Annotated in this window: 15 protein-coding genes; 10 read left to right on the plus strand and 5 right to left on the minus strand. The window is 69.5% G+C overall.

The genetic code is table 11. From position 1 onward, the window contains the following. The first annotated feature begins 50 nt into the window (after positions 1 to 50). Entirely contained in the window at positions 51 to 2,303 is a 2,253-nt protein-coding gene (locus AB0I04_RS38160; RefSeq protein WP_360896263.1) for a ribonucleoside-diphosphate reductase subunit alpha, read from the plus strand. Continuing rightward, positions 2,300 to 3,334, plus strand: coding sequence for a ribonucleotide-diphosphate reductase subunit beta (locus AB0I04_RS38165; protein ID WP_360896266.1), 1,035 nt, complete (start codon positions 2,300 to 2,302; stop codon positions 3,332 to 3,334). The genes AB0I04_RS38160 and AB0I04_RS38165 overlap by 4 nt, the downstream gene beginning before the upstream one ends. A gap of 131 nt (positions 3,335 to 3,465) precedes the next feature. Here the strand turns inward: AB0I04_RS38165 and AB0I04_RS38170 are convergent, their stop codons facing one another. Both AB0I04_RS38170 and AB0I04_RS38175 read right to left on the minus strand, forming a co-directional pair. Continuing rightward, on the minus strand, positions 3,466 to 3,699 hold the full coding sequence (locus tag AB0I04_RS38170) for a hypothetical protein (RefSeq protein WP_360896269.1): 234 nt from the start codon (positions 3,697 to 3,699) through the stop codon (positions 3,466 to 3,468). 437 nt (positions 3,700 to 4,136) lie between these two features. Next, on the minus strand, positions 4,137 to 5,012 hold the full coding sequence (locus AB0I04_RS38175; protein ID WP_360896272.1) for a sigma-70 family RNA polymerase sigma factor: 876 nt from the start codon (positions 5,010 to 5,012) through the stop codon (positions 4,137 to 4,139). Between the two features lie 72 nt (positions 5,013 to 5,084). Between AB0I04_RS38175 and AB0I04_RS38180 the strand changes: the two genes are divergently transcribed. Both AB0I04_RS38180 and AB0I04_RS38185 read left to right on the plus strand, forming a co-directional pair. Next, a complete protein-coding gene (locus AB0I04_RS38180) occupies positions 5,085 to 5,852 on the plus strand; it encodes an NAD(P)H-binding protein (RefSeq protein WP_360896275.1) in 768 nt (255 codons plus the stop codon). A gap of 376 nt (positions 5,853 to 6,228) precedes the next feature. Next, positions 6,229 to 6,417, plus strand: a complete 189-nt coding sequence (locus AB0I04_RS38185; protein WP_360896278.1) for a hypothetical protein — start codon at positions 6,229 to 6,231, stop codon at positions 6,415 to 6,417. A gap of 42 nt (positions 6,418 to 6,459) precedes the next feature. Here the strand turns inward: AB0I04_RS38185 and AB0I04_RS38190 are convergent, their stop codons facing one another. Continuing rightward, entirely contained in the window at positions 6,460 to 9,369 is a 2,910-nt protein-coding gene (locus AB0I04_RS38190) for an AAA family ATPase (protein WP_360896281.1), read from the minus strand. 280 nt (positions 9,370 to 9,649) lie between these two features. Further along, positions 9,650 to 12,565 (minus strand): AAA family ATPase, encoded by a 2,916-nt coding sequence (locus AB0I04_RS38195; protein ID WP_360896284.1) that lies wholly within the window; start codon positions 12,563 to 12,565, stop codon positions 9,650 to 9,652. 371 nt (positions 12,566 to 12,936) lie between these two features. Here AB0I04_RS38195 and AB0I04_RS38200 point away from each other — a divergent pair, with 371 nt between their 5' ends. From AB0I04_RS38200 to AB0I04_RS38215, 4 genes are all read left to right on the plus strand, one after another. Then, positions 12,937 to 13,674, plus strand: coding sequence for a helix-turn-helix transcriptional regulator (locus tag AB0I04_RS38200; RefSeq protein ID WP_360896287.1), 738 nt, complete (start codon positions 12,937 to 12,939; stop codon positions 13,672 to 13,674). A 141-nt stretch (positions 13,675 to 13,815) separates the two neighbouring features. Beyond that, entirely contained in the window at positions 13,816 to 14,592 is a 777-nt protein-coding gene (locus tag AB0I04_RS38205; protein WP_360896290.1) for a LuxR C-terminal-related transcriptional regulator, read from the plus strand. A 225-nt stretch (positions 14,593 to 14,817) separates the two neighbouring features. Next, positions 14,818 to 15,981 (plus strand): hypothetical protein, encoded by a 1,164-nt coding sequence (locus AB0I04_RS38210; RefSeq protein ID WP_360896293.1) that lies wholly within the window; start codon positions 14,818 to 14,820, stop codon positions 15,979 to 15,981. A gap of 128 nt (positions 15,982 to 16,109) precedes the next feature. After that, on the plus strand, positions 16,110 to 19,562 hold the full coding sequence (locus AB0I04_RS38215) for an AAA family ATPase (protein WP_360896295.1): 3,453 nt from the start codon (positions 16,110 to 16,112) through the stop codon (positions 19,560 to 19,562). A gap of 88 nt (positions 19,563 to 19,650) precedes the next feature. Here AB0I04_RS38215 and AB0I04_RS38220 read toward each other — a convergent pair whose 3' ends face one another. Further along, positions 19,651 to 20,091, minus strand: coding sequence for a hypothetical protein (locus AB0I04_RS38220; RefSeq protein WP_360896298.1), 441 nt, complete (start codon positions 20,089 to 20,091; stop codon positions 19,651 to 19,653). A gap of 174 nt (positions 20,092 to 20,265) precedes the next feature. Between AB0I04_RS38220 and AB0I04_RS38225 the strand changes: the two genes are divergently transcribed. Then, entirely contained in the window at positions 20,266 to 21,285 is a 1,020-nt protein-coding gene (locus tag AB0I04_RS38225) for a LacI family DNA-binding transcriptional regulator (protein ID WP_360896301.1), read from the plus strand. Between the two features lie 8 nt (positions 21,286 to 21,293). Next, positions 21,294 to 22,901: an FAD-dependent oxidoreductase gene (locus AB0I04_RS38230; RefSeq protein WP_360896304.1), complete on the plus strand. Its 1,608-nt coding sequence runs from the start codon at positions 21,294 to 21,296 to the stop codon at positions 22,899 to 22,901. Positions 22,902 to 22,904 lie beyond the last annotated feature (3 nt).

Consider the following 22,904-nt stretch of genomic DNA (forward strand, 5'->3'; position numbering starts at 1 on the left):
CGTCCGTGCGCGTCTTCTCGCGAGGGTGAAGCCCACGAGGAGAGAGCACCGTGACACAACAGCTCATCGCGCCCCCCACGGCCCCCGAGGCCACGCTCGCGGCAGAGATCGAGCGCGTCTGCGCCGGATTGCCGGAGGCCGATCCGCTGCTCATCACCGGAGCCGGTGATCTGGCCGAGGCCGTACGGCGGGCCGCTGCGCTGGTCGTCACCGACCCGGTCTACTCGACGGTGGCGGCCCGGCTGCTCGCCCGGTCGATCGCGGAGGAGACCGGGCCGGTGACGTTCACCGAGTCCGTCGCGGCGGCCCATGGGCAGGGGCTGCTCAACGAGCAGACCGCAGGATTCGTCGCCCGTAGCGCGGCGGCGCTGGACGCGCTGGTCGACCATGACGCCGACGACCGGTTCACCTACTTCGGGCTGCGAACCATCTATGACCGGTACCTGCTGCGGCATCCGACGAGGCGGCAGGTGCTGGAGCGCCCGCAGCACTTCTTCCTGCGGGTGGCCTGCGGGCTGGCCGAGAGCGTGGCCGAGGCGGCGGAGCTGTACGGCCTGATGTCACGGCTGGCGTACCTGCCGAGCTCGCCGACGCTGTTCAACTCCGGAGCCGCCCGCCCGCAGCTGTCGTCCTGCTTCCTGCTGGACTCGCCGCGCGATGAGCTGGAGGCCATCTACGAGCGGTACGGCCAGGTGGCCCGGCTGAGCAAGTACGCCGGCGGCATCGGGATCTCCTGGAGCCGGGTGCGGAGCCGGGGCTCGCTGATCCGGGGCACGAACGGGCACTCCAACGGGATCGTGCCGTGGCTGCGGACGCTGGACGCGAGCGTCGCGGCGGTGAATCAGGGCGGCCGACGCAAGGGCGCTGCGTGCGTCTACCTCGAGCCCTGGCACGCCGACGTGGAGGAGTTCCTCGAGCTCCGGGACAACACCGGGGAGGACGCGCGGCGTACGCACAACCTCAACCTGGCGAACTGGGTGCCGGATGAGTTCATGCGCCGGGTCGAGGCGGACGCGACCTGGTCGCTGTTCGATCCCAAGCAGGTGCCGGAGCTGGTGGACCTGTGGGGCGAGGAGTTCGACCGCGCGTACCGGGCGGCCGAGGCCGAGGGCCGGTTCGTCCGGCAGGTCCCGGCGCGGCAGCTGTACGGGGCGATGATGCGCACCCTCGCCCAGACCGGCAACGGCTGGATGACGTTCAAGGACGCCGCCAACCGCGCCTGCAACCAGACCGCCGAGCCCGGCAACGTCGTGCACCTGTCCAACCTCTGCACCGAGATCCTCGAGGTGACCCACGACGCCGAGACCGCGGTGTGCAACCTCGGCTCGATCAACCTCGCCGCCCACGTGACCGACGACGGGGTCGACTGGGCGAGGCTGCGGGCGACCGCGCGTACGGCGGTGCGGTTCCTGGACCGCACGATCGACCGCGGCTTCTACCCGACGCCGGAGGCGGCGAAGGCGAACCGGCGGTGGCGGCCGATCGGGCTCGGCGTGATGGGCCTGGCGGACGTGTTCTTCCGGCTGCGGCTGCCCTTCGACTCACCCGAGGCGCTCGCGCTGTCCACCCGTATCGCCGAAGAGATCGCGCTCGCGGCCTACGGGGAGTCGGCGGCGCTGGCCGCGACCTACGGCCCGCACCCCTCCTACGACCAGACGCGCGCCGCCCGTGGCGTCCTGCACCCGGACCACTGGCCGGACACCGACCCGGTCCACGCCGTCGAGTGGGAGGCTCTGCGGGCCCGGATCCGGGAGGTCGGGCTGCGCAACTCACTGCTGGTCGCGATCGCGCCGACCGCGACCATCGCCTCCATCGCCGGCTGCTACGAGTGCATCGAGCCGCAGGTGTCCAACGTCTTCAAGCGCGAGACCCTGTCGGGGGAGTTCCTGCAGATCAACACCTACCTGGTGGCGGATCTGAAGGCGCGCGGGCTGTGGACGCCGCGGGTGCGTGACGCGATCAAGCGTGCCGACGGATCGGTGCGGGAGATCGAGGAGCTCCCCGAGGAGTTGCGGAGCCTGTACCGCACCGCGTGGGAACTCCCGCAGAAGGCGCTGATCGACCTGGCCGCGGCGCGTACGCCCTACATCGACCAGTCCCAGTCGCTGAACCTGTTCATGGCGAGCCCGACCATCGGGAAGCTGTCCTCGATGTACGCCTATGCCTGGCGGTCGGGCCTGAAGACCACGTACTACCTGCGGTCACGGCCGGCCACCCGCATCGCGCAGACGACCGTCGCCCCTGTCCAGGAAGCGCTCATGTGCTCCCTGGAGAACCCCGAGACCTGCGAGGCCTGCCAGTGAGCCTGGATCACACCTCCAACGGAAAGGACCTCATGAGCCTGCTCGACCCGGGGATGGACCTGACCCTGCGGCCGATGCGCTACCCGGCCTTCTACGAACGGTTCCGCGCGGCGATCCGCAACACCTGGACGGTCGAGGAGGTCGATCTGCACTCGGACCTGGCCGACCTGTCCCGGCTCACACCCGAGGAACTGCACCTGGTCAACCGGCTGGTGGCCTTCTTCGCCACCGGTGACACGATCGTGGCCAACAACCTGGTGCTCAACCTCTACACCCACCTCAACGCGCCCGAGGCGCGGCTGTACCTGTCACGGCAGCTGTTCGAAGAGGCCGTGCACGTGCAGTTCTACCTGACCCTGCTCGACACCTATCTGCCCGACCACGACGAACGCGTCAAGGCGTTCGCCGCGGTCGAGAACATCCCCTCCATCCGCGACAAGGCCGAGTTCTGCTTCCGCTGGATCGACTCCCTCGGCGCGACGGACCGGCTGCGGACCCGGGAGGACCGGCGGGCGTTCCTGCTCAACCTGATCTGCTTCGCCGCCTGCATCGAGGGCCTGTTCTTCTACGGCGCCTTCGCCTACGTCTACTGGCTGCGCTCGCGTGGCCTGCTCAACGGCCTCGCCTCGGGCACGAACTGGGTCTTCCGCGACGAGTCGATGCACATGGAGTTCGCCTTCAGCGTCGTCGACACCGTACGTGCCGAAGAGCCCGACCTGTTCGACGAGGAGCTGACCGGGCAGGTCACGACGATGCTGGAGGAGGCCGTCGCCGCCGAACTCGCCTTCGCCCACGACCTGTGCGGCGACGGCCTGCCCGGCATGACCGCCACCGACATGCGCGCCTACCTGGAGAACGTCGCCGACCAGCGCCTCGCTCGCCTCGGCATGCCGAGGCGGTACGGCACCGCCAACCCGTTCCCGTTCATGGAACTGCAGGACGTCCAGGAACTGTCCAACTTCTTCGAACGCCGAGTCTCGGCCTACCAGGTCGCCGTCGAAGGGACGGTCAGCCTCGACGAGGCGTTCTGACCCGTTCCAGAGCGAGAGTCCACCAATCGCGGATGGGTCCCGCACGTGCTGGTGCGGGACCCTGGCTGAGCCTCTTTGAGTGTCGGCTCAACTCGACGGGAGCCGTCCTCGGCCGCCTGCCGACCGGTGGATCAGCAGTCGCAATCGCAGTCGTCGAAGAAGAAGTGGCGATGGAAGCCGAAGAGGCCGCCGCAACTGCTGAAGAATCCGCCGAAGCAGCCGAAGGTCGGAGCGATGCCGACCTGATGCGGTGCGACGGATACGGTTTGTGCGCTCGCCGGTAGGGCGGTTCCGGCGGTGAAGACGGCGGTCCCCGCGAATGCAAGGCTGGAGATGGCGATCGACATCTTCTTGGAAAGCTTCATCAAGCCTGCCTCTCCTGAGTCGTTCTCGGCGCGGCGTTGCGCCGACACGTCGGGCGATCGACCAAGCTCACGGCCTATCGCCCGTCCCATGTCACCTTGCTCGACTCGAGGAATCAATACCAACAAACAGGTATATATCAACGCTTGACCGGCACTCTGACCTAACGCGTGATCTGTTGGGGCGTTCCTGGCATTGCACGCCATAGGCGGGCGTTAATCGCGGAGTCCCGCATCACGTCAAATACTTGGCGATCGCATGACGAAATACCGGGCGGAGGTAATGGTGACTTCCCTCGTTCTCGTCCGCTCGTAACAGGACAATGGGGATGCGTACGGATGAAGTTAAAGACCCGTCAGCCGGACAGTCCGGTGAGGGCGAGGAATTCGCTGCAGGAGCGGGCGTCGGTGCGGGAGCCTCCTGACTCAGCGCGGAGGGCTCAGCCCAGCGTGACGTCGAAGGCCTGGAGGCGGTCCGGGTCGGCGGTGATGTCGATGGCGGTCATCGCGGTTCCGGCGAAGGTGAACTGGATGACCAGCGAGAGCCGGCCGAGTGGGGCCATGACGAGCGCCGGGCCGCCGTCGACCAGGGCGACGGCGGTGAAGCGGGCGCGGGGGACCGCCTCGATGGCGCTTCTGGCCACGGCCAGGGCACCCTGCAGGGTGAGGGGTCTGCCGGCGCCGGTGACCGTCGCGTCGGCGCGGAGCTCGACCTCGGGGTCGAGCAGGGTCAGGAGCGCCTCGAAGTCCCCGGTCCGCGTCGCCGTCAGATACGCCTCGACCGCGTGACGCCGGCGGGCCGGATCCGCGGCCTGCGCCCCGGTGCCCCGGACCTTGGCGCGGGCCCGGCTGGCCAGCTGCCGGACGGCGGCGGGGTTGCGCTCCATCATGTGCGCGATGTCGTCGAAGGGCACGTCGAACATGTCGTGCAGGACGAACGCGATCCGCTCCGCCGGGCTCAGCCGGTCGAGTACGACCAGCATCGCCAGCCCGACCGAGTCGGCCAACTCGGCCTCCTCCTGCGGGATCCGGTCATCGTCGGCCGCGCCGAGCCAGTCGGAGGTGAAGCTCTCCAGCGATTCCTCGTGCCGGGTCTGCCGCGTGCGGAGCAGGTTGAGACAGACGCGGCTGACCACGGTCGTCAGCCAGGCCGCCAGGTTCTCCACCTGCGACAGGTCGGTCCGGTCGAACCGTAGCCAGGCCTCCTGGACCGCGTCGTCCGCCTCGGCGCTGGAGCCGAGCATCCGGTAGGCGAGCGCCCGCAGCCGGGGCCTCTCGGCCTCGAACCTGTCGAGCGACGAAAAATCTTGGATCACCGTGTCACATTCCTGAGCCCGGCCGGGTCGTAGCCATGTTGCACCGAAACCTCCAGAAAGGGAGATTAGGAGATGTCCACCACCACTTTGGTCACCGGCGGCACCGGACTTCTCGGCTCGCAGGTGGTCCCGCTCCTTCGGCAGGCCGGGCACACGGTCCGGGTGCTGAGCCGGCACGACCGGGAGCCGCGCGACGGCGTGGAGTACGTGGCCGTCGACCTGATGACCGGGGAGGGCCTCGACAAGGCAATCGACGGGGCACGGACCGTCCTGCACCTGGCCGGAGGGCCCAAGGGCGACGACGTCGCCACCCGGAACCTGGTCCACGCGGCCGAGCGGGCGGGCACCGTGGAACACCTGGTGCTCATCTCGGTCATCGGCGCGGACACCGTGCCGGTCGGCTACTTCGCCCGCAAGGCGGAGGCGGAACGGATCGTGGCCGCCTCCGGCATCCCGCACACGATCCTGCGCGCCGCGCAGTTCCACGACCTGACGCTGAAGACCGTACGGGCCATGGCGAAGGCGCCGGTCCTGCTGGCGCCGGGCGGGATCCGCTGGCAGCCCGTCGCCTCCCGCGAGGTGGCGGCCCGGCTGGCCGAGCTGACCCTGGACGAGCCGGCGGGCCGCGTCCCCGACCTGGCCGGACCGCGCGTCTACACGCTGGAAGAGCTTCAGCGGAGTTACCTGGCCGCCGTGGGCAAGCGGCGGATGCGGTTCCCGGTCCACGTCCCGGGCAAGGTCGGAAAGGCCTACCGGTCGGGCGCCAACATCACCCTGGGCGAGCCCACCGGCAGTGAAACCTGGGAGCAGTTCCTGACCGCCCAGACCACCGCCGCGTGAGCGGCGATCCGGTCAGAAGGCCCGGTCGGCGGCGAGTCGTCGTGGAGCCTGTGATCACTGCTGGTTCCAAGGCCGTTAACCGCTTGGCCGGGCTGGGCCCCTACGGTGTCGCGAATGGGTGACGAAGGAGGACCGAACGCCGCCGCGTTGTCGCGCCGGGTCGTGCTCGGGGGCGTTGTCGGTGCCGCAGGAGTGGTCGGGCTGGGCGGATCGGCGTGGGCCTCGTCACGGCCACGCCCGCTCCGCGTACTGATCGCGACGAACGAACCGTGGGGGACCTACCACGTCAAGCCGCTGCTGGCCGAGGCCGCGCGGCGTGGCCGGCGGCTGACTCAGCTGGTGCCGGACCTGTCGCAGATCGTGCGGCGATCCCGCGTTGACCGTGCCCGACTACCTGCTCTCGGTGTGCTCGTCCACGATCGACGACGCCGCGGACGCGGTACCGGCGATCGAGTCCGCGCATCTTCCGGACGCGGCCACGCTGGCCGACGCCGTCGGCCCGATCGGGGGATCCGCGGGTCGCCTGCTGGACGTCTGGGCGCACGCGGCGCACGGGCGGCCATAGCGCCCTAGCGGCCCACCGGCCAGCGATCAGGGCTGATGCCACTCAACCGTCGAAGAGCCGTAGGCGGTGCGCCACGGCCGCGGCCTCACCACGATTGGTGACGCCGAGCTTGGCGAGGATCCGGGAGACGTGCACGCTGGCCGTCTTCTCGGTGATGAAGAGCTTTGTGCCGATATCCCGGTTGGAGTGACCGTCGGTCAGCAGCTTGAGCACTTCCACCTCCCGCGGTGTGAGGCCGAGCATGTCGATTTGCCGGGTCTCCTCCGGTGCGTCGGACGCATCGGAGATCGAAAGGCGCGCGCTCCGGGCCAGTGCGTCGATCTCCTCCGTGAGAAATCCGGCGCCGAGGTCACCGGCCTCCTTCGCGGCGGACGTGAGCAGTCCCCGGGCGGTGCGGTTGTCGCGTATCGCGATGGCCGCCTCCGCCGCGCGTACACGCGCGTAACACGCGAGATAGGGATTACCCGCCTTCTCCCACGCCGTGACGACACCGTGCCAGGCCGGACTGACCCTCTCGAGGGAGTCCAGCTCGGCGGCGAACTGCTCGGCGTAGGCATGCCATGGCGGCGTGTCGGTCGGAAGGTCGGCCGCTACCGAGGAGAGGACTTCGGCGAGGCTCTCGACCTCGGGAGATTCCGCGAATGCGCCGAGGCGCGCCCGTGCCCGTACCTCGATCATCGCGCCAGTGGTGATCAACGCCCATATGTGCGCGACGAGCTGGCCGCGCACCGGCGCCGCGTCGAGGGCACGCGCCAGCGTACGCCGGGCGTGATCGATCCGGTTCTCCCGAAGCGCGATCTCCGCGTCGAGGCGCGCCATGGGCAGGAGACCGTCGTCATGGCCGAAGTTCGGGCCGAATTCGCTGGAAGCCAGGGAGAGGTACCCCTTGGCCGCCGCCAGGTCGCCGCGTGCGAGCGCGAGGTCACCGCGCAACAGGTGCAGATAGGCCACGAAGACACCGTCGGCGCGTCCTCTCGACGATTCGATCGCGGCCGCGGCCTCATCCCAGCGTCCCATCGAGAAGAGGGCCATACCGAGGTTCGCGGTCAGGAAGGCGCCGGAAGTGGCGGAGAGGCCGCTCCTGCGCGCCGCGTCCAGACCGTCACGGGCGACGGTGACGGCCTCCGCGTAGAGGCCGACGGCCCACAGCTCGACGGAGAGGTTGACGGATGCGCGGGTCAACCCCGGCAGGTCGCCCCGGCTCTTGGCGAGCGCACGCGCCGCCTCGAACGCGGCCACGGCGCCTTCGTGCCGGCCGTCGTAGGCGAGCGCGGTGCCCTGCGTCGTCAGCGCGGCGACCTGGAGCTCGTAATCTCTCAGCGCACGAGCGATCCGTACGGCTTCCCCGCTCACCTCGCTTCCGCGGGTGGCGTCTCCCTGATCGGTCAGCGCGGAGCCCAGAATCTCCAGCACGGTGCCACGGGTGACGGACGTGCCTGTCGGCACCAGCCGCGCGGCCTCCTCGAGGGCCGGTACGGCGTCGGGATGGCCGAGGCGGAGCAGGAGCCTGCCACGGCGTGCGAGCAACAGCGCGGCTCTCTCCGGTTGCCGAGCGCGGTCGGCATTGGCCAGAGCCTGTTCCGTCAGGGCGAGACCCTCCTCATTTTCGCCGGCGAGCCACGCCGCGTGTGACGCCTCGTACTCGAGCTCGTGCCGGTCCGCCCCCTCCGGAACGTGAGCGGACAGGTCCAGCGCGCGCCGGAGCAGCTGGTACTGCTCGACGTGCGCGCTCAGCGCCTTGGCGACGGCCGCTGCCTGCAACAGGGCGGGCAGCTCGCGGGTCGGTTCACCTACGCCCGCCCAGTGGTACGCGAGACTGCTCGGCAGGTGTTCCGGCGGGAGGAGTTCCGGCCGGCCCTCGAGCGCGAGGGCGTACGTGCGGTGGAGCTGGATGCGCTCGCCCGGCAGGAGCTCGTCGACGACCGCCTCCCGTACGAGCGCGTGCCGGAAGTCGTACCCCTCGCCGTCCGCTGCGAGCACGTACGCGTCGATGGCCGAGCGCAGTGCATCGAGCAGCGCTTCGGTCGACATATCGGCCACTGCCGCGACGACCTGGTGCGACACCCAGGACCTCTCGATCGAGACGAGCCGGATCACCCGTTGCGCGGGTTCGGGGAGGCGCTCGATCCGGCTGACCAGGAGGTCACGCAGAGAGTCGTCCAGGCTGGGGGACATCCCGCTGCGCCATACCCGGACGAGCTCTTCGACGAAGAACGCGTTTCCGCCGGATCGATCGAAGATCCGATCGACGAACGCGGGCGACGGTTCCGTGCCGAGCGCGCTCGCGATCAGCTCTGCGGTCTCCGCGCGGCTGAAACGTCCGAGTTCGATGCGCTGGACGCCTTCCACGCGGTTCAACTCGGCCAAATACGGCCGCAGTGGGTGGCCCCGGTACAGGTCGTCGGTGCGATACGTCGCGACGATGAGCGCACGAGTGTCCCGCAGGTTGCGCGCGAGGACGTCGAGGAGTGCGCGCGTCGACCGGTCCGCCCAGTGCAGGTCCTCGACGAGGATCACCACGGGACGGTCGGCACCGAGCCGCTCGACGAACACGGCGAACTGGTGGAAGAGCCTGGCCTGACCGGCGGGCGCCTCTGCGGCAGGGCCCAGTTCCAGCTCGGGGAACAGCTGCGCGAGTTCCGGAAGGCCGGGAAACAACGAGATCAGCCTGTCCACGTCGACCAGGTCGACGAGTCCGCGAAGCGCCATGATGATCGGTGCGAGCGGGAGGCCTTCCAACCCGGACTTCACACACGCACCGGACAGGACCAGCGCGCCGGAGTCCTCGGCCGCGTCGGTGAACCGCTCGACCAGCCGGGTCTTGCCGACACCCGCCTCGCCACCGACCAGCACCACCTGCGGGCTGCCTCCTGCGGCTCGGTCGAGTGCGGTGGTGAGCGTCTCATATTCGCGCCGTCTGCCGATGAACGACCGGGCGGGTGTCTGCCCCATGCTTCGCTTCCTCCCGATGTGGCGATGGCGCAGTCGAACCTGAGTCTGCTCCTGAGCGGTGGGCGTCGGGACAGCGGTCCTTTCAATGATGCGTGAGCCTTGGCGGTGGCCGAGCCACGCGCGGATGCCCCAGGCCGGGCGGCACCTCAGCGTCGTTGTCGGGCAGGCACACGACCCTTGCTCGCCGGCTCGACGAAGAGACCGACGCGCGGCGGCGGTCCGCGGTTCCCGAACAGCCGACTCGCAGTGACCGATCGTTACGGCACCGCGTGGTGCCGCGTCAGTCCTCGTTGAACAGTCGCAGGCGATGTGCCGTGGCCGCGGCCTCACCTCGGCTGGTGACGCCCAGCTTGGCGAGGATTCGGGAGACGTGGACGCTGGCCGTCTTCTCGGAGATGAACAGCTGCACGCCGATGCCCCGGTTGGACTCGCCCTCGGTCAGCAGTCTGAGGACTTGCGCTTCGCGCGACGTGAGACCGAGCAGGTCGGCTTTCGGCGCCTTCGCCGACGTCTCGGACACCTCGAAGGGCGGAAGACGAATGCTGCGGGCCAGCGCCTCGATCTTCTTCTGAAGGGGGTTCGCGCCGAGGTCACGGGCCTGGCTCGCGGCAGCCACGAGCAATCTTCGTGCGTCGCGGTCGTCTCGCGTCGCGAGGGTCGCCTCCGCGGCGCGTAGCCGCGCATAACACGCGAGGTACGGATTGCCCGCCTTCTCCCACGCCGCCACGACGTCGTGCCAGAGCGGGCTCGTCGTGCCGTGGGAGTCCATCTCGGCGGCGAACTGCTCGGCATGCGCCCGCCACGGCGGCGCGCCGGTGGCGAGCTCGGCCGTGACCGAGCCGAGTACCTCGGTGAGGTTCTCGGCCTCGTGCGGTTCTTCGAAGGCGTGCATGGGCTTCCGTGACCGTGCCTCGATCATCGCGCCGGTGGTCACCAGCGCCCACGCGTGCACCGCGAGCTGGCCGCGTACCCGCGCCGTACCGAGTGCCCGGGCCACCGTGCGGCGGGCGTGGCCGATCCGGTTCTCCCGAAAAGCGATCTCCGCGTCCAGCCGGGCCATCGGCAGAAGACCGTCGTCGAGACCGAAGTCCGGGCCGAAGTCCCTGGCGGCCGACGCCAGGCACCGCTTGGCCGCCGCCAAGTGCCCGCGTGCGAGCGCGAGGTCACCGCGCAGCAGGTGCAGATACGCGGCGAAGACCCCGCTCGGATTGGCCTCCAGCGCCTCCGCCGTGGCAGCGTCGGCGTCATCCCAGAGCCCCATCGAGAAGAGGGCCATGCCGAGGTTCGCGGCCAGGAAGGCGCCGAGTGTGGCGGAAAGCCCGCTTCCGCGTGCGGCGGCCAGCCCTTCGCGCGCGACGGTGACCGTCTCCGCGTAGCGGCCGACGGCCCACAACTCCATGGAGAGGTTGACGCCGGCGCGGGCGAGTCCAGGCAGGTCGTTGCGGCTCCCGGCAAGCGTACGTGCCGCGTCGAAGGCGGCCACCGCGCGTTCGTGCCGGCCGTCGTGGGCCAGGGCGGTGCCCTGCGTCGTCAGCGCGGCGACCTGGAGTTCGTCGTCGCCCACCGTACGAGCGATCCGCGCGGCCTCCTCGCTGATCTCATATCCGCGAGCGGCGTCGCCTCGACTGGTCAGCGCGGAGGCAAGGATCTCCAGCACGGTCGCGCGGGCGACGGAGGTGCCCTCGGGTACCAGCCGCTCGGCCTCCTCCAGCGCCGGTATGGCATCGGCGTGACCGAGGCGAATCAGGAGCCTGCCTCGGCGTGCGAGCAGCAGGGCGGCTCTTTCCGGCTGCCGGGCGCGATCGACGTTGGCCAGCGCCTGCTCGATGAGGACCAGACCCTGCTCGTGCTCTCCGGCGAGCCAGGCGGCGTCCGACGCCTCGTATTCGAGATCGCCCCGGTCCACCTCGTCCGGAACCTGAGCCGACAGGTCCAGGGCCCGCCGGAGCAGCTGATACTGCTCGGCGTGCGCGCTCAGCCTCTTGGCGACGGCCGCGGCCCGCAACAGGGCCGGCAGCTCGCGCTCCGGCGCCCCGGCACCGGCCCAGTGGTACGCGAGGCTGCTCGGGAGCTGCTCCGGCGGCAGGAGGTCCGGTCGGCCGTCGAGCGCGACGGCGTACGCGCGATGCAGGCGGATGCGCTCACCCGGCAGGAGGCCCGTGACCAGGGCCTCACGCACGAGCGCGTGCCGGAAGTCGTACCCGTCGCCGTCGGCGACGAGCACGTGCGCGTCGATCGCCGCCCGCAACGCCTCGAGCAACGTCTCGTCGGGCAGACCGGCCACCGCGGCGACGACCTGGTGCGACACGCGCGACCTCTCGATCGCGACGAGCCTGATCACCTGACGCGGGAGATCGGGAAGGCATTCGATCCGACCGGTGAGGAGATCACGTAGCGGATCATCGAGGCTGAAGGTCATTCCGCTGCGCTCCACCCGGACGAGTTCCTCGACGAGGAACGCGTTTCCGCCGGATCGATCGAAGACCCGATCGACGAGCGCGGACGACGGCCGCTCGCCCAGCGCGGCGGCGATCAGCTCGGCGGTCTCCGCGCGGCTGAAGCGTCCGAGGTCGATGTGCCGGACGCCTTCCACGCGCTTCAACTCGGCCAGGAACGGCCGCAGCGGATGACCCCGGTACAGGTCGTCGGTGCGGTACGTCGCGATGATGAGAACGCGGGTGTCGCGCAGGTTGCGGGCGAGCACGTCGAGCAGCAGGCGCGTCGACCGGTCGGCCCAGTGAAGATCCTCGACCAGGATCACAACGGGCTGGTCGGTGCCGAGGCGCTGGACGAACACGGCGAGCTGGTGGAACAGCCTGGCCTGGCCGGCCGGTGCGCCTCCGGCCGAGGCGGGTCCCAGCTCGGGAAGCAGTCGGGCGAGCTCCGGCAGCCCGGAACACAACGCGATCAACCGGTCCCGCCCGATCCTGCCGACGAGTCTCCGGAGCGCCATGAGGATCGGGGCGAGGGGGAGCCCATCCTGCCCGGATGCCACGCACGCACCCGACAGGACCAGAACGCCCCGGTCCTGAGCCGCGTCGGCGAACCGCTCGACCAGCCGCGTCTTGCCGACGCCGGCCTCGCCACTGACCAGGACTACCCGCGAATCGCCCATGGCGACTCCGTCGAGCGCGGTGGCGAGCACCTCGTACTCCCGGCGTCTGCCGACGAACGATCGTGCAGGCGTTCGCCCCATGCTTCCTCCGGATATGGCGATGTCCCGACCACCGTATGGGTCAACGGCCGCCCGCCGCAGCGGCCCGGCTCCGGTTCAGCCTCAGATGTTGACGGGGGACCACTCATGGATGCGCCCGTTCCCCCGCCGCGCGGCGAGGGGTGCCTCCTCCCGAAGCACCATGCGAAGCCGACGCCGGCGGGTCCAGCTCGAACCTTCCACCTTCGTGGAATATTGGGCTGCATTCTGAAGCACCAGGTCCTTCATCGCCAGCGGAGGAGCTGTCGCATGAGAGGCTTCAGTGCGGCCCTTTCATCCATATGGAAGCGAGGCTCGGGCTGATGCGTCACTCTGGAAGCGCATCTCCACTGGAACCGGCGGATTACCGCAACATGTTCGCCGTTCTCGAAGATCTAGCCGACGTGGCCGGGAAGGCACACTTCTTTGAGCAGTTCCGGGAGTCGCTGGCGTCACATTTGAGTTGGACCGACTCTCTGATCGTCGATATACCTGCAGACCTGGGCGGCTTTCCTGAGCGGTCCGTCGCAATTAATCATTTCCACAGTAATCGCTCCTCGATATTTCTGGAGGAGTATCTCGATCGCTGGTATATGCGGAACCCCTTCAAAACGCCCACGGCCGGCCGCTTGCTCGATCGGGAGGGTTATATCTCACTCCGGGATCTGGAGGGCGGCTCGACGATCCATGAATGGTCGTTCGTTGAACGATATCTACACCGACACCGGATCGCGGATATTCTGAACGGTCGTATCGTCGGCAAGGCGGGCGGGGCGGCGCTGGTATGCGTCTACTTTGATGACGAAAGCGCGCTGCGCGAACACGACCGGGCCATGATGGGGCATCTGAACCGTTACCTCGGTCCTTGGCTCGACAGGCATTTCTCCCGGCTGCGCGACTCCTCCCCGGTGCCGGCGGGTCTTTCGGGTCGTGAAGAGCAGGTGGCGAGGATGGTCGCCAGCGGGCTGAGTAACGTGCAGATCGCCAGGCGACTGCACATCACGGTCGATACCGTGAAAAAGCATCTAACTCGTGCAATGTCAAAGACTGGCTGCGCGAACCGGACGCAACTCGCCCTCACGCTGCTAGGCCGCACCAGTATGAGCGGCTAGCGCGGATGATCACCTTTGCCTGGCCGGTCGGTGTGCCCACAGCCGCTGCCGGCTCGGCTAAGGGGGCATGGCCCGGATCTAAGGTCCGATGTAAGGCTTCTTCCGGATGCCGAGGGTCATGCGGCATGTGATCCTCGGGACATGTCCACGACGTCGGTGGCAGGCCCGGCCCGGGTATGCGATGTCGACCCGCTCCAGCCTGCCGATTACCGCCGCCTCTTTGCGGTATTGGATGACGTAATAGAGGCTGCAGACATTCACGGCTTCAGGAAAACGCTACTCATCTCACTGGCGCAACACTTCGCCTGGACGAAGGCGACGATTCGCCGCGCGTCGATCGATAAACTCTCCCTGTCGCCGGATTCCGCTGATTGCGCTGCATATGGCCGAGATCCGCTAAGTCTCGCATGCGTGCAGGCTCGACTCCGGTCGCATGGGGTCGTGGCGATGAGTGAGCTGAAAGGTGCGAGCGAGCCGGAGCGTCTCGTCATCGAGCGCTTCTGGCGACGCCATGACATCGTCGACGCAATCGCCGTCCGCATTGACGCGGGGGTCGTTGGCGCCGAGTATCTTGTGGTGGCCTTCGAAGAAAACATCGCGCGAAGTCTGGAACGGGCCATCCTGGGTAAGCTGGGACGTCAGCTCGCGCCGTTGCTTCAACAGCACCTCACTCGCCACCAGCCTGTGCCGAATGGTCAAGCACTTACCAAGCGAGAGTCGCAGATCGCCGATCTGATAGCCGAAGGTCTCAGTAACGGCGAAATCGCCGGCGAGCTTCATATCACCGTCGATACGGTAAAGAAGCACCTGACGCACATATTCGCCAAGACAGGGTGCGTCAGCCGCACCCAACTGGCCCTGTCCCGGAGCAACGGAATTCCTGTCGACCACGTGGCCGGTGCAAGCCCTCATGGATGACCGGTACGGCAGAAGGAACGACAGCCGGCGCTGATCGGCGGCTCAGGCGGCCGTCGAGGTCCTTTTGGGCCGATTCCCGGACTTGGTGCTCGTGGTCGCACCCGAAGATCTAGTCTGGCGGCCGTCCATGTAGATGTGCGGCCTGGCCGCCCTGCCCGTCACGTTCCCCCCCGCCTACGTCGCCAGGCACTAGACCGGCGCTCGACCGACAGGAACAGAACAGGAATGCAACAAGTCGCCACGGGTCCGCGTCCCTCACTGCGGAGGGCCGCACGCCCGCTGCTCAGGGGACTCGGCGTCGCCGTCCTCGCCGGTGCCGCGGTGTTCCGGCCCGCGGCCGGCGCAGGGGCCGCCGTCCGCCATGTGGTCGAGTACGGGCCGCTGCCGACAGGGCCGATCTCGGGCGCGTGTGAGGTGGAGTTCGACCGCCGGGGTCGGCTCTGGGTCGAGCAGTACCTCGCCGGGCAGTTCGCCCGGATGGACCCGAAGACCGGGCGGTTCACCGAGTTCAACACGCCGATGCCGCTGTCGGTGCCCGGCGGTGAGGAGCTCGGCCAGGACGGGGCGATCTGGTCCACCGAGGTCACGGGCAACAGCCTGCTCCGTATCGATCCCGACTCCGGCTCCATGCGGGAACTGCCGCTGCCCTGGGCCGGCGCTCTCAGCACGACCGCGCTCGGGCTGCCCCTCCACACCGGACTCGGTCTGGCGAACGACATCAGCAAAGGCGCCGATGGCGCGATGTGGTTCACACTCGGTGGGCTGAACGCGGTGGGACGCGTCGACATGGCGACTCACCGGATGACCAAGTACCGGTTGCCCACGGCGGCCGGGGCGGAGCAGGCCCTGTTCGGGATCATCAAACCCGGCCCGGGGCGCACCATGGTCACCGACATGCCGCTGGAGAACAAGGTCTATTCGATCGACGTCGACACCAAGGCGGTCAAGGCGTACACGATGCCGACGCCGTTGTCGTTCCCGCTCGGCGTGACGACCGGTCCCGACGGCGCCATCTGGGTCACCGAGGAACGGGCGATGAAACTGGCCCGTATCAATCCCGCCACCGGCAAGATCGCCGAATATCCACTCCTCGGAGTGCACGGTCTGCTCAGCGGGCTGCTGAACGGCGTCAGCATCGGCAACCCGCTCCCGATTCCCGGCCCGATCGTCACCGGCAGCGACGGCAGGCTGTACTTCCCGCTGAACTTCGCCGGGAGCGTCGGGCTGGGCAACCGCATGGCGAGCTTCGACCCGGCGACGCACAAGGTCGTGACCTACGCGACCCCGTCGTCGCTGTCGAGCCCTTGCGACATCAACAACGAACAGGCGGGGTCGATCTGGTTCGCCGAGCTCACCGCCAACAAGGTCGGACGATTGATCATCGGGTAAAGGCGATGTCGCGTGACCGATGACGAGAGCACCGGGGCGATCCTCGCCATCGAATGTCCCGACCGGCCCGGTCCGCTGGTGGTGTAGAACAGCGGCGGCACATCGAATCACTGGGGAGACGGGCGCAATTGGGACTGCCGGAGCATCTGGAGATCCTGCTCGGTGATGAGCCGGTGCTCGACCTGTACGCGTACGGCCGGCCCTGGCGGGTGCCGGACGGCACGTTCGAGGAGATCGCCGCCAGGGCCGAGGCCCTGATGGGCGACGAACGGGCCGGTGGCCGGCCGGACCTGGTGCGCGAGGAGATGCTGAGCATCCTCCAGTACCTGCTCGGCGTCGGCGCGGTACGCGCCGGGAACCGGGCCGACGTGGAGGCCGAGATCTTCGGGCGGTGGCTGGATCGCGCCCCGGCGCGTAAGCCCGACATCTGGGGCGCGTCCGTCACGACGTGGCGTCCGCCGTACCAGTGGGATCTGCGCGACGGCGAGTGGTTCGTCGAGAACCACGCGACCGCCCGCGAGCTGGCCCGCGACTGCGTGGCCGCCTTCGCGGGCCTCGAACCGGTCGAGTCGCGGCGGCAGGCGCTGCTCCGCCTGTACGAGACGGCGCCGTACGATCCGGCCGGCCCGCCCGAGGACCGGCGTGAGCAGTGGGCGGCGGCCGCGGACGAGGAGATCCTCGGCGGGCTGCCGGAGCTGGCGGGCCCGATCGACCACCTCCGCTGGGTCTGTGAAGGGCTCCTGCCCACGCACGACCATCTCCGCGACGTCGTGCCGCTGCCGGGACCGCCCGGCTACGGCGTCGCCGGCCTGCTGCGGGCGATGGGACAGGACGCCGTGCCCGCCGAGGTGGCCGTCGCGCTCGGCGCCCGTACGGCGGAGGTGACCGAGGTGCTCGCGGAGGTCGAGCCGGAGGACTGGTCCGGCCGGATCCGCACCTGGCTGGCACAGGGGCTGGCCGCCGGGCAGGCCGACGCGTGCCGTGCCTGGCTGGACATGGCGATCCGGTTCGTGTGCGCGGTGCACGGCCTTCCCGACGAACCGGCCGACCCGGATGAGTACGGCGTTCCCGTCGGCGGTTTCACCTACGACCAGATCCGGCTGTTCCGGCCGCGGCGCGTCGTCTCCAATCCGCTCGCCGCCCGGTTCGGCGCCGGAGGCGCCGCAGCACCCGCGAAGGCGACCGCCGAGACCGCCGAGTACGGGACCGCGCTGATCGGACAGCCGGACGTCGTCGCGATGCTGCGGACGATCGGCGAGGCGCGCTCCGGCCCGGTACGGCTGCTCATCGCCGGCCCGGACGGCACCGGAAAACACGACGCGGCGCAGGAAGTGGAGCGGATCATGCGCGGCCGCGGGCTGGCCGACGGCCCGCTCTGGATGTCGGACGCCATCTACTCGGGGCAGAGCGACGCGGTGGCCGCCTTCCACGTCGCCGTACGGGACTCACGCGGCGAACGCCTCGTCATCATCGACAACCTCGACGCCCTGGCCGACGAGCCGCAGAACGGCAGTGCCGTGATGGAGGAGCTGCACCGGCTCCTCGACGTCTACGACGACCTGCACGTCGTGGCGCTGACCGAGACGCGTGGCGACGAACGGCTGCGGGAGGTCAACCCGGGCCTGCTCCAGCGGTTCCAGGTCGTCCGCACCCGCCCGTTCACCGCCGAGGGGTACGCCGAGCTCTTCCGCCGGGCGGTGGAGCAGCGCGGCGGCACCGCCGATCCGGACGCCGCGACCGCCGCCGGCGCGCTCCTCGCCCGTACGGCGCCGGTCCGCAACCTGCGCAACGCCCGGCTGGCCCACGGTCTCGCGGAGACCATCCTCGAGGAGGTCCGGTCCCGTACGACGCCGGGAACCCGGCCGGCCGTGACCCTGGCGGACGTCCCGGCCACCTTCGTCGCCGACGGCGTCCACACGGACCCGCTCGCCGAACTCCGCGCCCTCATCGGGCTCGGCGAGGTCAAGCAGGAGATCGAGCTCTGGCTGGACCAGGCGGAGGCGGCGCGCAAGCGCCGAGAGGCGGGCCTGCGCGCCGTGGCGCCTGCCCGGCACATGGTGTTCACCGGCAACCCGGGAACCGGCAAGACTCACGTGGCACGACTGCTCGCGGGCATCTACAAGCGGTTCGGCCTGCTCACGTCGGGCCACCTGGTGGAGGCGACCCGCTCGGACCTGGTCGGGCAGTACCTCGGCCAGACCGCGGTCAAGACCCGGCGCCTGGCGGAGCAGGCGCTCGGGGGAGTGCTGTTCATCGACGAGGCGTACTCCCTGGCCCGGTCGGACAGCCACGAGGACTACGGCCCCGAGGCGATCACCGAACTGCTCAAGTTCATGGACGACCACCGCGACGACCTCGCCGTGGTCGTCGCCGGGTACGAGGCGGAGATGTTCGACTTCCTGTCCGCCAACCCCGGCCTGGCCTCCCGCTTCCCCACGACGGTGCGCTTCCCGGACTACGGCGACGACGAGCTGATCGAGATACTGGAGCTCCAGGCGGATGAGGCGGGCCTACGGCTCGGCGAGGGCGTCGCGGACAAGGTCCGCGGGCTCATCCGCCGGCAGCCGCGGGGACGCTCTTTCGGCAACGCTCGGCTCATGCGCAACGTCCTCGAACGCGCGTCCGCGCTGCAGTCCCGCCGCCTGGCCGATGTACCGGACGCGGACCCCGCCGAACTCCGCGCCGAGGACATCCCCGGCACACTGAGCGGCCGCATACGCACCGGGCCGCCCGTCGACCCGATCGCCGAACTCGACGCGATGATCGGCCTGACGGACGTCAAGCGGGAGGTACGGCGGCTGGTGGCCGAGGTCCGGAGCGAGAGCCTGCGCCGGGACGCCGGCCTGCCGGTGAACGCGCCCGCCCGGCACCTGGTGTTCTCCGGCAGGCCCGGAACCGCCAAGACGTCGGTCGCCCGCGTACTCGCCGGTGTCTACGCCGATCTCGGCCTGCTGTCGTCCGGTCATCTCGTCGAGGTCGCGCGCGCCGATCTCGTCGCCGGTTACATCGGCCAGACGGCGGCGAAGGTGACCGGCGTGGTCGAGCGCGCGCTCGGCGGAGTGCTGTTCATCGACGAGGCGTACACGCTCACCCCACGTGAGTCGCCGTGGGACTTCGGCCACGAGGCGGTCGCCACGCTGGTGAAACTGATGGAGGACCACCGTGCCGACCTCGTGGTGATCGTCGCTGGCTACGGGGAAGAGATGGATCTGTTCCTGGACGACAACCCGGGTCTCGCGTCGCGCTTTCCGAAACGACTGGAGTTCCCGGACTATTCGGACGAGGAGCTCGTGGCGATCTTCGCGTCAATGGCGGAGAAGGAGGGCTTCGCCCTCGCACCGGACGTCCGCGACGCGATCGCCGGCCGCCTCCGCGGTACGGAACGCGGCCCGTCGTTCGGCAACGGCCGTATGATCCGGAACCTGCTCGAAGCGACGATCGGCCGCCAGGCCGAGCGCATCACCACGGACCCGGGCGCCACGGACCTGAGCGCCACCGACATCGGCGTCCTCCGCGTCGAGGACCTGCCGGAAGCGGACGCCCCCGACACGACCGAGGGGCGACCCGGCCTGTACCTGTGACCTCACGCGGCGGCGCCGTCCCGAGTAACACGGCGCCTACCCGGCGATCATCAGGCCCATGAGGCCTCCCGGTGACACTCGCGCCGAGTCAGGGGGCCATGCGCTCGCGCAGGGCCCGGATCCGCTCCCGCACCGCGCGGCGGCTGAGCTTCGCGTCGGGAACGAGGGAGTCCCAGCCGTGGCAGGCGCCGGGGTACAGGTGGAACTCGGTTGGGACGGCGAGCGCGTACTCGACGAGCCGGGCGTCGTCCGCCTTGACGCTTCCCATGATCATGCCTCCGCCGTGGATCCAGTACAGGCACGGAAGAATCCCCGGCAGATCGACGGGGCGGTAGATCCGAAGCCGGACCGGGGCGTGGCGCTCGGTGATGGTGATCCGCTCGTCGGACACCTCGGGAACCACGAGGGCCGTGCGCTCCTTCCGGATCGCCGGCAGGTCCTCGTACCCGACCCCGGACGCGTCGAACGGGCGGACCGGTGCCGCGGAAAGGCCCGCGGCCAATTCGGGGTCCAGATGCACGTCGGGCATCGCCGGCCTCCTTGCTCGAAGTGCGAGTTCCCGGCGAGTCTCGACCCTCAGTGATCGGGTGGTCAATAGCGCATCCGAATGCTAATTCGCATTAGCGCCCTTGACGCGGTCAGTCGCCATCCTCCAGGATCCGTTGATTAGGCCAGCTTAATACGTATTAGCAGAGGGGATCGGATGTCGGACGCGGCGTCGAGACGCATCACCCAGCGTGACATCGCGAAGCTCGCGGGGGTCAGCCAGACGACCGTCTCTCTGGTGCTCAACAACCGGTCCAGCGAAGAGACACGGATCCCTCCGGAGACGAGGGACCGAGTGCTCTCGGTGATCCGTGAGACCGGATACGTGGCCGATCCCGTCGCGCGACGTCTGGTGGACCGGCACAACCGGATCCTCGGCGTCTTCACGTATGAGCCGGTCTTCCCCAGCGCCACGGCCGACTTCTACCATCCGTTCCTGGTCGGCATCGAGGAGTGCGCCGAGAGGCTGGGCTGCGACCTGCTGCTGCTGACCAGCGTGCCGGTCATCGACGGGCGGCGTCGCATCTACCACGAGGCCAACCGCCTTCGTCTCGCCGACGGCTGCATCCTGCTCGGCCGTTCTCTGGACCGCGATGAGCTCGCCCGGCTGGTCTCGGAGAACTTCCCGTTCGTCTCGGTCGGACGGCGCGACGACGCGGGCGGCCCCGTGCCGTACGTCGGGGCCGACTACGGCCCGGCCGTCCGCGCCCTCGTCGAACGGGCCAGGGCACTCGGACATACCCGCCTCGCCTACCTCGGCCATGGCGAAGGAGCCGAGTCTTTGGCGGACCGGATGAGCGGCTTTCTCGAAGCGGCGGGAGACCTGCCGGTACGGCACGTGCGCCCGACCGCCGGCGGTCCGGCCGAGTTGCTCGACGCCCTGGAGGGGGTCACGGCCGTCTTCGCCGAGGAGTACGCCGACGCGGTGGCCATCGCCGACGAGGCCCTCGGGCGTGGCGTCTCCCTACCGGCCGACCTGTCGATCGTGACCCTGGGCGACCCGACGCGCCCGGCGCCCACCGACATCGACTTCACCGGCTTCCGTATCCCGCGCCGGGAGATGGGCCGGCAGGCCGTCCAGGTCCTGACCGGGCTGCTGGAGGGCGGCCCTCTCGTACAGCGACTGCTGCCCTGCGAACCGGTCGAGGGCTCGACGCTCAGCGGCCCCGCGACGTGAAAGGAGCCATGTTGGCCGAGATGGAGACCGACGTGCTGGTCGTCGGGGGAGGGCTCGGCGGAGTCGCGGCGGCTCTCGCCGCGCTGCGCGCGGGACGACGTGTCGTCCTCACCGAGGAGTACGACTGGCTGGGCGGTCAGCTCACCAGCCAGGCCGTTCCCCCGGACGAGCACACGTGGGTCGAGCGCTTCGGCGTCACCGCCGGCTACCGGGAGCTGCGGAACGGAATCCGCGCGTTCTACCGGAAGCACTTCCCGCTCACCGACCGTGCCCGTGCGTGGCGTGAGCTCAATCCAGGGGCCGGCTGGGTCAGCCCGCTCTGCCATGAGCCGCGCGTCGCCGTGGCCGTGCTGGAGGCGATGCTCGCGCCCTATCGAGGCGGCGGCCGGCTTCTCGTGCTGCAGCCGTACCGGCCGGTCGCGGCGGAGACCGACGGGGACCGGGTGACGGCGGTACGGGTCGCCCACCGGCACGGCGGCGGCGAGACGACGATCTCCGCGCCGTACATCCTCGACGCCACCGAGACCGGGGAACTGCTGCCGCTGACAGGTACCGAGTACGTGACCGGGTTCGAGGCGGAGTCCGACACCGGCGAACCCAGCGCTCCGGCGAAGGCGCAGCCGCTCAACATGCAGGCGGTCTCCGCGTGCTTCGCGATCGACCACGTGCCGGGCGACCACACCATCGACCGACCGCCGAACTACGCGTTCTGGCGCGACTACGCCCCGCCGTTCTGGGGCGGCAACCTGCTCGGCTGGCGTTCACCCCATCCCCGCACGCTGGAGATCACCGAGCGGAGCTTCACCCCCAACCCGGACGACGATCCCCTGGCCGTACGGGCCGATCAGCGGCGCAACCCCGGGGACGGGAACCTGTGGACCTTCCGCAGAATCGCCGCTCGCCGGCTGTTCACCGAGGGGGTATACGCCAGCGACATCACGCTGGTCAACTGGCCGTTGATCGACTACCTCCTCGGCCCGGTCTTCGAGACCGACGACGCGGACCGGCACCTCCGGGGAGTCAGGGAGCTGTCCCTCTGCGTGTTCTACTGGCTGCAGACCGAGGCGCCGCGCCCGGACGGCGGCACCGGCTTCCCCGGCCTACGGCTGCGCGGTGACGTCACGGGGTCATCCGACGGGCTGGCGCAGGCACCGTACATCAGGGAGAGCCGCCGAATCCGGGCCGAACGCACCATCGTCGAGCACGACCTGTCGGTCGCCGTGCGCGGCGACAAGGGAGCCGTGCGCTACCCCGACTCGGTCGGCATCGGGATGTACCGCATCGACCTGCATCCCACGACAGGCGGCGACAACTACCTCGACGTGGCGAACAGCCCGTTCGAGATCCCCCTCGGCGCGCTCATACCCCAGCGTGTCGAGAACCTGCTCCCCGCCGGCAAGAACCTCGGCACCACGCACATCACCAACGGCTGCTATCGACTGCACCCCGTCGAATGGAACATCGGCGAGGCCGCCGGCGTGCTGGCCGCCTTCTGCCTGGATCGCGGGACCACGCCCAGGGCGGTCCGCAACGATCCCGGCCTGCTCACCGACTTCCAGGCCCGCCTCGAGGCCCAGGGAGTCGAACTCCACTGGCCGGACATCGCCGGCTACTAAGGA

This window comes from Actinoallomurus sp. NPDC050550, assembly GCF_040655075.1.
Classification (GTDB): domain Bacteria; phylum Actinomycetota; class Actinomycetes; order Streptosporangiales; family Streptosporangiaceae; genus Actinoallomurus.

Bases quoted from the DNA above. Each gene is read 5' to 3' on its own strand.
- AB0I04_RS38170 (WP_360896269.1), bottom strand. From the start codon at position 3,699: ATGAAGCTTTCCAAGAAGATGTCGATCGCCATCTCCAGCCTTGCATTC.
- AB0I04_RS38180 (WP_360896275.1), top strand. From the start codon at position 5,085: ATGTCCACCACCACTTTGGTCACCGGCGGCACCGGACTTCTCGGCTCG.
- AB0I04_RS38190 (WP_360896281.1), bottom strand. From the start codon at position 9,369: ATGGGGCAGACACCCGCCCGGTCGTTCATCGGCAGACGGCGCGAATAT.
- AB0I04_RS38195 (WP_360896284.1), bottom strand. From the start codon at position 12,565: ATGGGGCGAACGCCTGCACGATCGTTCGTCGGCAGACGCCGGGAGTAC.
- AB0I04_RS38200 (WP_360896287.1), top strand. From the start codon at position 12,937: ATGTTCGCCGTTCTCGAAGATCTAGCCGACGTGGCCGGGAAGGCACAC.
- AB0I04_RS38205 (WP_360896290.1), top strand. From the start codon at position 13,816: ATGTCCACGACGTCGGTGGCAGGCCCGGCCCGGGTATGCGATGTCGAC.
- AB0I04_RS38210 (WP_360896293.1), top strand. From the start codon at position 14,818: ATGCAACAAGTCGCCACGGGTCCGCGTCCCTCACTGCGGAGGGCCGCA.
- AB0I04_RS38220 (WP_360896298.1), bottom strand. From the start codon at position 20,091: ATGCCCGACGTGCATCTGGACCCCGAATTGGCCGCGGGCCTTTCCGCG.
- AB0I04_RS38225 (WP_360896301.1), top strand. From the start codon at position 20,266: ATGTCGGACGCGGCGTCGAGACGCATCACCCAGCGTGACATCGCGAAG.
- AB0I04_RS38230 (WP_360896304.1), top strand. From the start codon at position 21,294: ATGTTGGCCGAGATGGAGACCGACGTGCTGGTCGTCGGGGGAGGGCTC.